Here is a 12,494-nt window from a genome sequence, read left to right as displayed (position 1 = left end):
CTCAGCCCGTAGTCGGTGGGGTCGCGGTCCTCGCTCATGGCCGCGGCCGATCGGGTGGGACCTCGGTGGTCCACTCTGGTTCCTGCTGCTGCGGCAACGGTGTCTGACATCCGCGTCGACGTCGGTACTGCTTGCCGCGGTGGGTGGGCCACTGCGGGCCGCCTACTGCTTTCATCGCGTGATCCTTGCTCGTGTGGTGAGGGTGGGACGTTAGTCGGGCAGCTGTAGTTGTGGGATCACGTCTCCGAGGATCGTCAGTTTCCCTGGATCGCTGAGGAAGGAGCCGTGGGAGGGGTCGGTGCTGTCGAGTCGCCGGCCCTTGAGGGCTTGCAGTTCGGCGATGCGCTGCTCGCTCGTTGATCGGCCGGCGACGGTAGCTGCAACCTGTCGGTTACGTTCGTTGAACATCCGGGTCTTGAGGGTGTCGAACTTCTCGCGGAGCTTGCTCATCGACAGGATGTTCCCCTGCCAGAATTCGTCATGCTGTGACCAGTCGATGACCTGGCGAATCTGGTCTGGGGTGTACCCGTCGATGCGGATGAGTCGGTCGGCTGCCTGCTTCCACCGGATGCCGACCGTGGGGACTCTGTTGCCGTTCGTCTTGATGTGTCTGGCGAGGTGGTTGCACAGCTCTTCGACGTCGGCACTAAATGCAGGCGCATCGGCTGACGAGTCTTCCTGTGCGTCGTTGCTACCCGTCACTGGTGCGGGGTTGTTCTGGCCAGCATCAGTGATCGGTGCTGAGCTGTCCGGCTCATGGTCGGACGCGCCAGCGTCGGACGAAGAGTCTTTACCTGATAGAGAACCTGATGAATGACCTGATGGGGTCCCAGTGACTGGGACCCTTGAAGGGGAATCATTGGGACCCTTCAAGGGAATGGTTGGGACCCTTGGACGGGAATCAGTACCTCCCTCGCCGGGATCGGAAGGAGGGTAGTCACTGGTCCCCTTCAAAGCCTCCGAAGGGGGGTACTGAGTGGGACCCTTCGGAGAGTTGGAAGGGTCCCACTCAGTGGCACCCTTGCCCGTGTCCGAAGAGAGGGAGTCACTACCCACCTTCGGAACGGAGAGCGGGATCGCGTAGACGTTCGCTTTGCCCTTCCCGAACTGGTTCCCGCCCTCCCCCGTACACATCAGGTATCCCTTGGTCGTCAGAGACTTCAAGGCCGCTCGCGCAGTCTTCGCGTTCACGCATGCGTCCGCAATAATGCGCGACAGGCCAGGACGGGCGTTCCGCAGATTGCCGTCCGTGTACGTGCTGATGGTCATGAGGACTCTGTACTCGGCATGGGAGAGGTCCACGCCGCGCAGTGATTTCTGCCAGTCAAGCTTGCTCGGTTTCTCCATCAGCTACCTCCTGCCCGTGGCGCGTGAGGCGCGACCTGAACTGGGCTGGTCGATGTCATGCTCATCCCCACCCCTTCGATTCGGTGTGGATCTCGCTGCCCTGGTTGGAGAGGGAAACCCAATCGTCGGTGAAGTAGCTCTTGTGGGCGTAGGCACGGCCGTAGGGCGAACGCTTGGCACTCACGAGCTCCCAGCGAAGGTCGCGGTCCTCCGTCGTCATGAGCTGGAGTAGGACATGGTGCGCAGCGGCGATGCGCTCCAGTGGCGTGCACTGCTCCGAAATCAGCAGGTCAGTCTCATCTAGCTCAAGACAGCGGATGACGCGCGCCGCTTCCCCCTTGTGCCAGTTGCAGTTTTTACCGAGGACCCGAATGGTGACGTTGTGCGCTGCGGCAAGCTCCACGAGCCCTGACCATTCCTCGTGCTCGTTCAGAGGGCGGCGAGCTGTCGGGACGCCGGTTTCGATGATGGCGTGCTTGGTCATGCCGCACCCGGCACTACATTTCAGATCGCAGGTCATCCTCTCCTTGTACGTGTGCCCAACGAACCCTCGGGGCCGGCGGTTGAGCGGCCCACCCATGCGAACTGTGCGGCGCGCACCGCATTCACAGCAGAGGGCGGCGTACTCGAATCCGACCGGGCGGACGGGTGGAGTCCAATCCATGTCAGTTCACCTGCCCGACAGCCTCGAGGCTGGAAGCCACCGCAGGGTCAGCGAGCATGTGCTGCATCGAAGCGATGATCTGACGCGCCTGTTCGGGCGTGAGTCCACCAATCTCCTGGTGGTCGTCAGCATCCCGCGTGATGGTGAGTGTGACGCCTTGATCCTCGTCCCATACGGCTGCGACTGAGACGATCGCGCCGTTGAGGTAGTGCGAGTCCTTCGGACCTGCTGCTGTGTGGGTTTCCAGCGGGCCGGCGGTGGTGTCCGCCCAGCCGGCGGGCGCGCTGCCCGCGTACATGCCTCGTTGCACTGTGTTCTGGTCGTCGTTAATGTTCATCTGAGACCTCTAATCATGTGGATTCGATGAGAGCCGCGGTGCACTGCTGAGACAGCGCCGCGGTTTTCGCTTTGTTGGGTGCGGAGCTCCGCCCCTCGGCGGAGGGTCGATCTACCGTGGCGGGTCCAGCCGTGCTTGCTCCCACTCCCGCACGCTGTCGATCGTGAAGCGAACCTGCCGGCCGAGCTTCATTGCGCGGGGACCCTGCCCATGTGCACGCCAGCTGCGGACGGTTGATACGGAGACGTTCAGACGTTCCGCGAGCTGCTGGAGGCTGAGATACGGCTCTTCCTGTTCAAGCTGTGATGCTGCCAAGACCTACCCCCTGTACTCAATGATCTAACTCAAAACGTGTGATACTTATGTAAATGTGTTGACCTGACAATCCTCGCACCGCCTGTGCGAGGGTGTCAACTTCAATGCATAATTAGCTCACGGAGCTTCACGGATTCACTGAATCGAGCGAGTAGGCAGGGGCAAAGGGTCTGGCATGGACGAGATGAAAAGTGTTGAGCAGGTGATCGGGACGAACCTGCGAGCCCTGCGGAAGCGGGCCAACCTCACGCAAGAAAACTTGGGGGCGGCATCAGCGGCCTACTTCCCAAAGCCCTGGTCCGTCGCAACGGTGTCGGTGGCGGAGGCAGGGCGCAGAGCGTGGGTGGCCGCGGACATGCTGGCTATCTGCAAGCTACTGAACTGCTCTTTTTCGGACCTCCTTATCCCCGCGGCCGGCACTGAGGTTCAAGTGACGGAACACCTGGCCATGTCTGGCCCTGAAATCACGGAACTGACAGCCAACACCTCCAGCGTCGGAGGCATGGAACGGGTGGCGTTCCTAGGCAGCACCTTGAGGAGTGCGCAGGATGACCTGATTGCGGCGCGTGCGGCAACCTCGGCAGCGGCTGAATCGGTCGCCTCGGCGCTGAACGCGGTATGGCATGGCAACCAGCCTGAGCAGCCCGCCATGGATCTGGGCTCGCCCGATGAGCAGCCCAGCTGAGCAGGCTAGTTCCCTGCAACCATAGGCATCTGGCACCTTGAGCACGCTCACTGAGCGCGCTGGCTGAAATGCTGAGCGCGCCCGCTGGGCACCCCACGTGAGCAGCCTGAGCAGGGGGGCCACTTCAACCGTCCCGCATGCCACCGTTCACCTCCGGAAATCACCCGCGGATGATCTGTGCCGCGGGTGTCTGGGCACCCGCCTGAGCACGCTGGTAGGCCGGTGAGCACGCTCAGTGAGCAGGCCCTGAGCAGGGTCATTGTGCGTCCCATATGCCGATCCTCCAGCGCGACACCTGCGGCGCTGTGCAGACGGCTATGAAAACCGGCACAGGCCGCGTCGGGCGGAGCTCCAGGGGGTCCTAGATAGGTGTCCCGCTTTTGTGCCCGGTGAAGGCACCTTATGTGAGCGCCGTTTACAGGGTCAGTTGTCGCTCTTGTCTGGGAGAATTCACGAGTGCCAGAGTCCAGTAGCAGCTTCGAGCTTCACGCGTGGGTCGATGAAAGCATGCGGCCGTCCGCTGAGGATGAGCGCATGTACCTTCTGGCCGCGGTCGTAGCGGACCCCTCCTGTTGTGAGCCGGCGCGAGATGAGCTGCGTGCCGTCCTGCCTAAGGGCGCACGGAAGCTGCACTGGACCGATATGGAGGACCGCGAGAAAAAGCAGGTGACAGGCCTGGTTACGGATTTCGACATGGCCCACATGGTGGTCGTCGGAACCCCGCTGGATTCGCGGAAGCAGGAGCACGCACGAGCCAAGTGCATGGAGCGGCTGCTGTGGGAGCTGGGCCAGCTGGAGGTGACCCGAGTGTTTCTGGAGCAGCGCACTCACTCGCTGAACAAGCGGGACATGGCGCTGGTCGAGTACCTGCGCGGTAGCAAGGCCATCCCGAAGAGCCTGCGCGTGGACATCGAATTGCCGTCCATCGAGCCAATGCTGTGGATTCCCGACCAGGTACTGGGGGCGATGGGGGACGCCGAGGCGGACAACGACACGTGGCTGGAGCTGTACAACGGGGCCGTGCAGCGCATCGACATTTCGATCTAGATAGCGCGAAGGCCAGGTCCCGCTAAACACGGGGGTCCTGGCCTCTACTTCTCAACCCACCCAGCAGGAGGGGAGCTATCTCTAGTAAATCGCACCATGAACGTGGTGTATACCCACGCGGCATAAAATCTTGCGTGATTTTCCGCACGGCAAGATTCCTGCCGGCCAGCTTTCCCGCATTGCAGCATCGCAGGATTGCCGCACGGCAGGATTCATGGCCGCTAGATTCTTCGGATTGCAGCACAGCAACATTGCCATGCTGCGGCATTCCAGCACGTGGGCAGGGATCTGAGATGTTGCTACTGCCAGCGCTACAGTCGCGCTCATGACAGCTCACCTCATCGGCTACGCCCGCGTCTCGACCACGGGACAGGACCTGAGCGGGCAGAGGGCCGGCCTCGAGGCGCTCGGTGTGCCCGTGGACAGGATTTACGTCGATCACGGACTCACGGGACGCAACCGGGACCGACCAGGGTTGCGCGAGGCGCTGGCCGCATGCCGTGCTGGTGACACGCTGGCCGTGACGAAACTGGATCGGCTCGCGCGGTCACTGCCAGATGCGCGGGACATCGTTGCGGAGCTGACGGAGCGCAGTGTGCGGCTGAACCTCGGCGGGAGCATCCATGATCCTGCCGATCCCGTGGGCCGGCTGCTGTTCAATGTCCTCGCGATGGTCGCGGAATTTGAGTCTGACCTGATCCGGGCGCGCACGCGTGAGGGTATGCAGGCAGCGAAGGAGAAAGGCCGGCTGCGGGGCAGGCAGCCGAAACTGAGCCGAGCGCAGGAGGCGCACCTGGTGGAGCTGCACCGCGGCGGCCGGCACACGGTGTCTGAGATTGCGGAGCTCTGTGGAGTGTCAAGGTCGTCGGTCTATCGAATCGTGCAGCGTGCTCCTGGTGAGGGCTGAGTGTCCTGTACCCGGTGCCTGTGACCGTTAGGTAGCTGCGGGGCTGGGAGCTGCTCGGCGGCTGTCAGGAGGTTGCTGGGAGAAACCGGCGGCACTGGGCAGGGAGGCGGCGGGCAGGGGCTTGCCTTGATGCTCCAACGGGTAAGGATGGAGACTCAAGGCAGCGAAACGACGGCACCGGTGTAGGTGTGGCGTGTGGGTTTTCTAGCTGGCACCGGCGGTTAGGCGGGTGCGACGACGGCATATGCCATGAGGTCTGACTAGGCGCGTGCAGTAGTGCGCCCGGTAGTTGGCCCTGGTGTCCCTTCGATCCCGGGGATTGCTCACTCCGGTGAAAGACCCTGCCTCATGGCTCGACAAGCTGAACCGGCTCTAACCCGGGCAGCGGCGTGGGCGGGGCCACGCTTAGTGTTTTGGTTTCGCCACCCTCTCAGGTGACACGCGGCTCAGCACTTGTACCGCGCGTACATGTCCAACCGTTGGCGCAGTTGGTACACTCTCACTATTGCGTTGTCTCTGATTTGAAAGATATCCCTGCTGGTTGGCGCTGGCGGGGATATCGCTTTTAAGCGGCGTGGCGCGTCTCACGCTATCGGCCGGCGCTAGCCTTGATCCCATGGGTAAGAAGACTGGCACCTCGATGGGCGGCGGAGTCATCCGCGTCCCACGGCGTTGGCCGGACAAGAACCCCGAAGAATGCCCGGTCTGTCACGCACCGCGACGGTTCCCTTGCCGTGACAAGCGCACCAACAAGCTCATGTACAAGACCCACACTGGCCGTAAGATCTAGCCGCGTGTCTTCCACTGGGAATTACCCACCTGCCGTATGCCCACTGAGCCTGTACGCCCATGAGTAACCGCCGGCCCGCATGGACCCTTTCCGAGGCCGCCGAACGCACGGGCGTCTCCCGATCGACCATGCGCAGGTATCGGGAACAGGGGAAGCTCCCGAACGCGTACAAGGACACTGACGGGCTCTGGCGTGTGCCGCTGGAGGATCTGCTGGCCGTGGGCCTGACACCGACCGACCCGACGCTGAGCGCGCCCACTGAGCAGCCCGCCGAGCAGCCGACCACGACCGATGACAGGCTCACTGAGCGCGTGCGTGAGCTGGAGTCCTTGCTGGCCGTAGAGCGTGCCCGCGCCGAGGGTTTGGAGCGCATCGCCGCTGCGGCTGAAACCAACGCTGCGGACCTGCGGATGGCACTGCGGATGCTCGAAAGCGGACGCGCTGAGCCTGTCCAGGAGCAGGCGTCGGCGGTTACGTCCCCCGATCGATCCTCGAACAATTCCGGCTCGGCCGACGTCGCGCAGCGGACCGAACCGCCGGCACGTAAACGCTGGTGGCACTGGGCCTCGTAGGCCCTCACTTCCTTGCGCCCTGGCGCCGACCTTTCAGCCCAGCGCAGCGCCCCCACAGGGACCACGCGCGCAGCTCGTGCACGGCCGCGCCGTTTATGGCACATAAACGCATAGCTTGCTCTGCACGCGGCCGTTTCAACTTAGGGCACCTAAGTTCCCAGCTTGCTCCGTCAGGTCGGCAGTTTCGCGCGGCTGCAGTGATCGCCTCCGGGTACAGCAGTTGGAGTGATGAGCGCAGCTGACCGGCCCTCATCATGGTTCCTCTGCGCACGGTTCGAGGTGCCCAAAAGGGAGGACTAGGACGGCACACCTCATGCATCCCGGAAAAGTGCATGAGGTGTGCCGTGATCTAGGTCCATGAGTGCACTTGTCGCTCGATGCGATCGGATGCGCCAGGGGCACTAGGTTCTAACTAGGTTGCCGTCGCACAACAGGGGCGGCCGGCGCATGACGTTAGAGCCAAAGGGGACCACATGGATGCACTAAAGCTCGGGCAGGATCTAGCTGCCCGCATCTCAGATTCAGGGCACGAATGGCCGGGACCACCACTCAACGAGAACCCGATCTGGTTGCGGAAGGTGGCAGCTCAAGCCATCACCGTCCTTCGTGAGGAGCCGATTCTCTACGTCGGACACACCGTGCAGAAGGGCTCCGATGAAGAGGGCGAGACGACGTATGAGGGTGAAGTCGTCATTGCCACCGCTCATCAGCTGCTGTACTCAACGATCCTCACCACCGACGTGGCTACTGAGGTGTACGGACTCAATGAGGTGAAGGCGTTGCAGGTGGTGGACGTCGCTGACTTCCCTGGTCGCAATGCTGCGTGGCCGCGGGACATTCGCTTCAACGTGACCATGCGCGACGTCGTCCTCCGATTCCCTGCGAGCACCGATGCGACGCGTGTTCAGGACGAGGAAGCGTGTGCAATGCTCCCCCACTTCAACGCGGCCCTATGTGCGCTCTCGCGCTAGCAGGTGCGGTAGATGAACGATGAGGTGTTCTGGCAGGCCGTTGCCGCGTCAGTTGCCCTCGCCACAGCTGTCAGCACTGCTATCGCCTGGAGCGTCGGCAGCTGGGCCCGTAATCGGTCGCGGGCGGAAGCTGACTGGGCTTTCACCGTCAGGGCGCGTGTCGTGACGGTAGGGCCTTTCGCCGAGACGGAAGGCACCGATGGCCATATCCGCGTGGAAGGCACCTTGGCCAACGCTGGAGACGCGACTGCCTTTCGTCTCACCCTGTCTTCGTCGTCGGGCAGGAGCGGTCTAGCGACTCGGATCAACAGCCCCACCTCTGCCTACCAACAGCACGACTGGCTGGCCGTGGTGCAGCCTGGCGATTCCGTGGACTACTGGGCAGAAGTACCCCCGGGGGACTGGAGTGAGCTGGTGATCACTTTGGATTGGATCGCCACTCCTACGCGGCTGAAGAAGCATCTGCAGTTCGAGCTGAAGCCAAGCGAGTTCCGACCCGACCCGACGTCCATCGGTGAGTAGCTACCCCTCGTCGGACAGCTGCTCAATCCACTCCCGCAGGTCTGAGGCCCGGTAGCGGACTCGTGCACCGACCTTCACGTACGGCGGCCCTCCTCGATCGGCTGAGCGCCAGTTTTGGAGGGTGCCCACGGATAGGAAGAGTCGGGAGGCTACGGCGGCCGTGGTCAGCAGCTCGTCAGTTTGCGCGCAGTCGCAGGGTTTTGCGGTGGTCATGGTGATGACGCTAGCGAGATCCCGGGCGGGGATTCAGCGGGACGCGCGGGTGGTGCAAAGGTGCTCGACGGCGGAGCAAAACCGCTTCACGGGCCCGATTCGGCGCATCGCTGGACCGCGCTGAACGGTGCCACCCCTGATAGGACGGCACCGTTTCAGGCGTCGGACGCCACTTTTCTCTCCGCTGCTTCCGCTGCATCAATCAGACGATCGGCCAGGGCCGCGGCCTGCGCATGCGTAAGCTTGGTTGCCGGCCGCCCACTGACTAGCAGCACGACGCCGGCGACACGCTGACCATCGGGACCCGCCCAGGTTCGAGGCAGAGCCCGGAGGCGGGGGGCCTTCACGCCCACCACCTCCAGGCTTCCCGTCGCGTCAACGGCGGTGACCGTCCCGCGCTGCGGCACCTCGCAGCTTCCGCTGGAAGTCGGCCTGCTGCGTCTGAGACGGGAACCCCGATCGAACCACCTTGGACGGTTCAGGCAGCGCTGTGCGCGGCTTCGCACCGGTGAGCTGGTAGTAAGCAGCGCGGGCTTGCTCCTGTCCCGCCGGACGATCCTCCGAGACGTAACCTGTTGCCGTGTTCGCCAGGTCCAGGGCTTCCATCAGCTCATCAGCGGTGGGTAGCCACGGCTTCGCGTTCGTCGCGATGTGCAGCAAGTGCAGCGGCCTGGACTCATCCTTCGGCCACCAACCCGTCGTGTACTGGATGCCCTCCGCGGGCAGCCCTTCCACGAGCCACGCCCGATAGGCTGCGCCTGCTGTACCAAGCGACGTGTTGGAGAATCCTCCACCCTCAGCGCGACGTGAGAACGAGGTACGCCGCCGATCGACCCACCGATCCAGCGTGTCGATCGCGTCGGCCAGGATGCCACCCTCGAGGAACCGATCACGGGTGACGACGGCTTCCTTGCTCAGCTCGAACTGAAGCGTACGGATTTCGTCGTACTCGGACACAAGCTCCGTGAGACGCCGCCACGCCGCGGTTGCTTCCTCGCCGTGCCCGATCGCCTCATCAGCGGACCGAACGGAACTCAGGGTCGGTGCGAGCTTCCGCACCTCTGCGATGAGCCGACTGAGCTCCTCCCGGAGGAACGCAAACCCCTTGTCCCGACCCTGCGCCAGGATCGACGCCTCCGAGTCGGACTCCTGCCGGGCCAGATTCCCGAGGGCCTGCAACCGCAGAGACGCCAGCTCATCGAGCCGGCGCGCGTCGAGGACAGGCTGCGAGACGTCATCGGGCACGACCTCGCCGGCCGTGACGAGGCTCAGGATCGTCGCCTTCACCTCCTCGCGCGCAGCATCCTCGTGCCGGGTGATGACCGTGCCCTTGTTGTACCGGAACTCGCGCAGCACCTGCGCCATGCGCTGCTTCTCCCGGAGCCCAGGAATGCAGTCGTACATCCGCTCAGTGACCGATGCAGTGCTCACTGCGGTGCTCACTTGATGAATCCCCGCTTCCGGGCCTGCGCAAGGCCGGCATCCTTGTCTGCGGCTGTCTGCGCTTCGGGCTGCATCTCAGCAACCGTCTTCTCCAGCACCTCAACTCGCTCAACGAGGGCGTTGAAGCTGTCGATCGTGGTCTGATCAATACCTGCCATGTGATCTGGTCCTAACGTGTGATGTTGCGATGAGTGAACAGCGCACCCGCACTCGGTGGCGGGCCGCTCTTGTACAGGCGGGCTACCGACCCCCCAGCACGATCAGCGGAAGCTTTGGCGGGTCCAGCCAGGGCACAGGGCTACCGGCGGCCTCGAACTCGCTCCAGCCCAGCCAGGTGAACTGCACACGCACTAGATCGCCGTCCGCGGTGATGGCGAGGAACTCGTGCGCCCACACCCGCTTCTTGGTGCGGGGGTCCACGTCACCGGATCGGACCCTGCCGAACGGCCGGCACTCCATCAGCGCCTCCGTGTCCCTGCCGAACCGCAGGCGGTCCAACTGCCGATAGATGTTCCTGGTGACCTGGCGCCGGTTCAGGTGGACCATCCGCACAGTCGCCGTCAACTGCGTCACCTCCGACCCGCTCACTGCCGGCCGTTCCTCAATGACGCAGCAATGGATTCGGGGGTGTCGAACACGTCGTCCTCGTCCTCCGAGGGACGGACAGTGAGGCGGGCGGCCGTGGCAGGGCTCAGGCCTAGCTCGGCAGTCAGCCCACGTAGCTGGGCCCGGTACTGATTCAGGAATGTCCCGATCGGATTCCGCACAGGCCCGCGCTGACCATTGATGATCAGCCCGTCGATCGACAGCTGGCGCTCACACTGCTCGATGCGCGCCACACAGGTCACGAACTCCTCGAGCACATGCTGCTGCTGAAGGGTCAGACCGACCGAACGATGCAGGGTCTCACCGAGCATCGTCCACAGCTCCGCGCAACGAGCCCGCAACCGGCTCTCGCCGTCCGAAGAGCCCGGAAAGCGCTCCTGCCAGTCCGGCTCCACCGGCGCGACAGGCGGGAACACGACGCCCGGATCGAGGGGACGCCCGCCGGGGTTCCCTTCCCTCACAGCCTGGAGGTACGGCTTCTTGTTCTGCCCACCGGACGGCACTCAGGCCACCCCCTGACGCAAATTGGTTTCGGTGCCTCGCTGCGATTTTGTCTCCCCGTGGGTACTGATGGGGGGTGCGGGAGGGGGGTTCCCCCCGGGTCCCTGTGCGGTTCTCTCAGCTCTCGCAGCCTGTCCGCTTGCCCGTGGAGCCTTGCCGTCGTGCTGTGCCGTCAGGTTTGAGCTGACGGCTTCTGAGGCAGTGACCGTGGGTCGGCTGGGGTCTGTCCTGTGCTGGTGGGTTTCGTCAGGCATTAGACGGCGGTGTCGATGCTGATGGTGGTGACCATCTGCGGGTTGATTTCGTCGGTCGTGGTGCCGTTGGTGGTGCTCCACCACTGATGCTGCTGTGACCTGGCGTGCTTGAGGCTGTCGCGGCGCTGCTGTGCTTCGTCGAGGGTGAGGCCTGAGTAGGTGTGAGCGGTTCCGTTGGTGGTGGTGATCGTGAGTGTCGTCATGGTCTGTGTCCTATCGAGTGTGTGGTGTGGGTGTGAGCTGAGGCTTGGTGCTCATGTGTCGCGAGGTCGTCGCCTCTATCGCTGTGTGGTGGTCGCTGTGGTCTTGCCGTGCTGGCGGGTGCGACTGTCTGCCTGGTCCGTCAGGTTCGAACTGAGGGTGTGTGAGGGCGCGACTGTGACCAGAGAGGCGAGGTGCCTGATCTGTTCGGGTGTGAGGGGTGGATCGGAGGCGAGGCCGGCGGTGATGCGGGCGGACAGCACTGCGGTCTTTAGTGCTTGCCGGGCGGTGAGGTACTCGGGGTCATCGGGTGTGCGTGACCTGGTGAGGCCTGCGACCTTGCTGCGGAGTGCGGCGATGTGGGGAGCGGCTGGGCTCATGGCGCGAATCCTTCGGACGAGGGGAACTCTCCGAGCTGTAGACCCGGCTTCGTCCGCGGTTGCGTAAGGCCATTCGCGGCTGACCTGTAAGGAGCATGGCTCCTATGCTGCTTACAGTCTAGACAGGTCCACTGACGATCTGCCCAGCTCATGGAGACCATCCATGTAGCCGGCGAGCTTCTCAGACTTGAACTGCATGTCGAGTCGGCAGGACGGGCACTTCATCCGCCACATGTTCGGGTTATCCCCGTCGTTGTGGGAGGCACCGTTCCACACAGCCCAGTCGTCATCTCCTAAGCGCTTCCCTTCACGGTGGGAGGGCATGCTGATCGGGTACTGACCCCACGTGTACGGGGCTTTGCGTCCGGTGCTGATGCGGTCGAGGTACGCGCGATGTGTGGCGCCACCGTCCACGTGACGCTCAAGGAACCTCAGCTCCCTCGATGCGTGCGTGCCTCTGCCTGTGCAGCGGAACCTGATCGTGAAGTCCTCAGCCACTGACGGGCTCCTTCCTGTCTGCGTGGATGATGCGCCCGTGGTGGTGTGCCTTGCCCCGGTACAGCCAGGGCCGGCACTCGGGGCACGGAATCGGTAGGCCCTCGGCGGTCTCGCCAAGCCACCCTGCCTCGCAGCTGCGGGCGGGGCGCTCGACCAGCTGGCGACTCAGCCCGTAGTCGGTGGGGTCGCGGTCCTCGCTCATGGCCGCGGCCGATCGGGTGGGACCTCGGTGGTCCACTCT

20 protein-coding genes are annotated in these 12,494 nt (G+C 63.8%); 7 read left to right on the top strand and 13 right to left on the bottom strand.

Translation table 11 applies throughout. The features are described from left to right. Window positions 1-210 precede the first annotated feature (210 nt). The 4 genes from CXQ96_RS18205 to CXQ96_RS19145 all read right to left on the bottom strand — a co-directional run bounded on the left by CXQ96_RS18205 (window position 211) and on the right by CXQ96_RS19145 (window position 2,663). The gene (locus CXQ96_RS18205) at window positions 211-1,347 is read right to left on the bottom strand and encodes a hypothetical protein (RefSeq protein WP_146070939.1); all 1,137 of its coding nucleotides are present in this window, start codon (window positions 1,345-1,347) and stop codon (window positions 211-213) included. A gap of 61 nt (window positions 1,348-1,408) precedes the next feature. Then, window positions 1,409-1,831: a hypothetical protein gene (locus tag CXQ96_RS17520; protein ID WP_104119309.1), complete on the bottom strand. Its 423-nt coding sequence runs from the start codon at window positions 1,829-1,831 to the stop codon at window positions 1,409-1,411. Window positions 1,832-2,012: 181 nt separating this feature from the next. Beyond that, on the bottom strand, window positions 2,013-2,348 hold the full coding sequence (locus tag CXQ96_RS17515; RefSeq protein WP_104119308.1) for a hypothetical protein: 336 nt from the start codon (window positions 2,346-2,348) through the stop codon (window positions 2,013-2,015). A 111-nt stretch (window positions 2,349-2,459) separates the two neighbouring features. Then, on the bottom strand, window positions 2,460-2,663 hold the full coding sequence (locus CXQ96_RS19145; protein ID WP_104112174.1) for an AlpA family transcriptional regulator: 204 nt from the start codon (window positions 2,661-2,663) through the stop codon (window positions 2,460-2,462). Window positions 2,664-2,838: 175 nt separating this feature from the next. Here CXQ96_RS19145 and CXQ96_RS17505 point away from each other — a divergent pair, with 175 nt between their 5' ends. From CXQ96_RS17505 to CXQ96_RS17480, 7 genes are all read left to right on the top strand, one after another. Next, window positions 2,839-3,348: a helix-turn-helix domain-containing protein gene (locus tag CXQ96_RS17505; RefSeq protein WP_104119306.1), complete on the top strand. Its 510-nt coding sequence runs from the start codon at window positions 2,839-2,841 to the stop codon at window positions 3,346-3,348. Between the two features lie 534 nt (window positions 3,349-3,882). Beyond that, window positions 3,883-4,395 carry a hypothetical protein gene (locus CXQ96_RS17500; protein ID WP_146070938.1) on the top strand — a complete coding sequence of 171 codons (513 nt, stop codon included), beginning with the start codon at window positions 3,883-3,885 and terminating at the stop codon, window positions 4,393-4,395. A 325-nt stretch (window positions 4,396-4,720) separates the two neighbouring features. Then, complete coding sequence (locus CXQ96_RS17495) at window positions 4,721-5,302, top strand: recombinase family protein (protein ID WP_104119302.1); 582 nt, start codon at window positions 4,721-4,723, stop codon at window positions 5,300-5,302. Window positions 5,303-5,918: 616 nt separating this feature from the next. Next, window positions 5,919-6,092: a hypothetical protein gene (locus CXQ96_RS18530; RefSeq protein WP_181036539.1), complete on the top strand. Its 174-nt coding sequence runs from the start codon at window positions 5,919-5,921 to the stop codon at window positions 6,090-6,092. Between the two features lie 59 nt (window positions 6,093-6,151). Next, a complete protein-coding gene (locus CXQ96_RS17490; RefSeq protein WP_104119300.1) occupies window positions 6,152-6,664 on the top strand; it encodes an AlpA family transcriptional regulator in 513 nt (170 codons plus the stop codon). A gap of 473 nt (window positions 6,665-7,137) precedes the next feature. After that, complete coding sequence (locus CXQ96_RS17485; protein WP_146070937.1) at window positions 7,138-7,635, top strand: hypothetical protein; 498 nt, start codon at window positions 7,138-7,140, stop codon at window positions 7,633-7,635. A gap of 12 nt (window positions 7,636-7,647) precedes the next feature. Further along, window positions 7,648-8,157 carry a hypothetical protein gene (locus tag CXQ96_RS17480; protein ID WP_104119296.1) on the top strand — a complete coding sequence of 170 codons (510 nt, stop codon included), beginning with the start codon at window positions 7,648-7,650 and terminating at the stop codon, window positions 8,155-8,157. Here CXQ96_RS17480 and CXQ96_RS17475 read toward each other — a convergent pair whose 3' ends face one another. From CXQ96_RS17475 to CXQ96_RS17435, 9 genes are all read right to left on the bottom strand, one after another. Further along, entirely contained in the window at window positions 8,158-8,370 is a 213-nt protein-coding gene (locus CXQ96_RS17475) for an AlpA family transcriptional regulator (protein WP_104119294.1), read from the bottom strand. A 375-nt stretch (window positions 8,371-8,745) separates the two neighbouring features. Next, window positions 8,746-9,801 carry a hypothetical protein gene (locus tag CXQ96_RS17465; RefSeq protein ID WP_219816167.1) on the bottom strand — a complete coding sequence of 352 codons (1,056 nt, stop codon included), beginning with the start codon at window positions 9,799-9,801 and terminating at the stop codon, window positions 8,746-8,748. Between the two features lie 8 nt (window positions 9,802-9,809). Then, entirely contained in the window at window positions 9,810-9,971 is a 162-nt protein-coding gene (locus tag CXQ96_RS18525) for a hypothetical protein (RefSeq protein WP_181036538.1), read from the bottom strand. 82 nt (window positions 9,972-10,053) lie between these two features. After that, the gene (locus CXQ96_RS17460; RefSeq protein WP_104119291.1) at window positions 10,054-10,401 is read right to left on the bottom strand and encodes a hypothetical protein; all 348 of its coding nucleotides are present in this window, start codon (window positions 10,399-10,401) and stop codon (window positions 10,054-10,056) included. Continuing rightward, the gene (locus tag CXQ96_RS17455) at window positions 10,398-10,880 is read right to left on the bottom strand and encodes a P27 family phage terminase small subunit (RefSeq protein WP_146070936.1); all 483 of its coding nucleotides are present in this window, start codon (window positions 10,878-10,880) and stop codon (window positions 10,398-10,400) included. Before CXQ96_RS17455 ends, CXQ96_RS17460 begins: the two co-directional genes overlap by 4 nt. A 293-nt stretch (window positions 10,881-11,173) precedes the next feature. After that, a complete protein-coding gene (locus CXQ96_RS17450; RefSeq protein WP_104119288.1) occupies window positions 11,174-11,377 on the bottom strand; it encodes a hypothetical protein in 204 nt (67 codons plus the stop codon). A gap of 75 nt (window positions 11,378-11,452) precedes the next feature. Further along, window positions 11,453-11,755, bottom strand: a complete 303-nt coding sequence (locus CXQ96_RS17445) for a hypothetical protein (protein ID WP_181036537.1) — start codon at window positions 11,753-11,755, stop codon at window positions 11,453-11,455. Between the two features lie 111 nt (window positions 11,756-11,866). Next, complete coding sequence (locus CXQ96_RS17440) at window positions 11,867-12,253, bottom strand: hypothetical protein (RefSeq protein ID WP_104119287.1); 387 nt, start codon at window positions 12,251-12,253, stop codon at window positions 11,867-11,869. After that, window positions 12,246-12,494 (bottom strand): hypothetical protein (locus tag CXQ96_RS17435; protein WP_219816166.1); only part of this gene is annotated, 249 nt, incomplete at its 5' end. The genes CXQ96_RS17440 and CXQ96_RS17435, both read right to left, overlap by 8 nt.

The sequence above is a fragment of the Arthrobacter sp. B1805 genome (assembly GCF_002929745.1).
GTDB lineage: Bacteria > Actinomycetota > Actinomycetes > Actinomycetales > Micrococcaceae > Arthrobacter_D.
Note: the sequence above shows the minus strand (reverse complement) of the source record. Positions and strands in the feature narration are given on the sequence as shown.

Bases quoted from the DNA above. Each gene is read 5' to 3' on its own strand.
- CXQ96_RS18205 (WP_146070939.1), bottom strand. From the start codon at position 1,347: ATGGAGAAACCGAGCAAGCTTGACTGGCAGAAATCACTGCGCGGCGTG.
- CXQ96_RS17520 (WP_104119309.1), bottom strand. From the start codon at position 1,831: ATGACCAAGCACGCCATCATCGAAACCGGCGTCCCGACAGCTCGCCGC.
- CXQ96_RS17515 (WP_104119308.1), bottom strand. From the start codon at position 2,348: ATGAACATTAACGACGACCAGAACACAGTGCAACGAGGCATGTACGCG.
- CXQ96_RS17505 (WP_104119306.1), top strand. From the start codon at position 2,839: ATGGACGAGATGAAAAGTGTTGAGCAGGTGATCGGGACGAACCTGCGA.
- CXQ96_RS17500 (WP_146070938.1), top strand. From the start codon at position 3,883: ATGTACCTTCTGGCCGCGGTCGTAGCGGACCCCTCCTGTTGTGAGCCG.
- CXQ96_RS17495 (WP_104119302.1), top strand. From the start codon at position 4,721: ATGACAGCTCACCTCATCGGCTACGCCCGCGTCTCGACCACGGGACAG.
- CXQ96_RS18530 (WP_181036539.1), top strand. From the start codon at position 5,919: ATGGGTAAGAAGACTGGCACCTCGATGGGCGGCGGAGTCATCCGCGTC.
- CXQ96_RS17490 (WP_104119300.1), top strand. From the start codon at position 6,152: ATGAGTAACCGCCGGCCCGCATGGACCCTTTCCGAGGCCGCCGAACGC.
- CXQ96_RS17485 (WP_146070937.1), top strand. From the start codon at position 7,138: ATGGATGCACTAAAGCTCGGGCAGGATCTAGCTGCCCGCATCTCAGAT.
- CXQ96_RS17480 (WP_104119296.1), top strand. From the start codon at position 7,648: ATGAACGATGAGGTGTTCTGGCAGGCCGTTGCCGCGTCAGTTGCCCTC.
- CXQ96_RS17475 (WP_104119294.1), bottom strand. From the start codon at position 8,370: ATGACCACCGCAAAACCCTGCGACTGCGCGCAAACTGACGAGCTGCTG.
- CXQ96_RS18525 (WP_181036538.1), bottom strand. From the start codon at position 9,971: ATGGCAGGTATTGATCAGACCACGATCGACAGCTTCAACGCCCTCGTT.
- CXQ96_RS17450 (WP_104119288.1), bottom strand. From the start codon at position 11,377: ATGACGACACTCACGATCACCACCACCAACGGAACCGCTCACACCTAC.
- CXQ96_RS17445 (WP_181036537.1), bottom strand. From the start codon at position 11,755: ATGAGCCCAGCCGCTCCCCACATCGCCGCACTCCGCAGCAAGGTCGCA.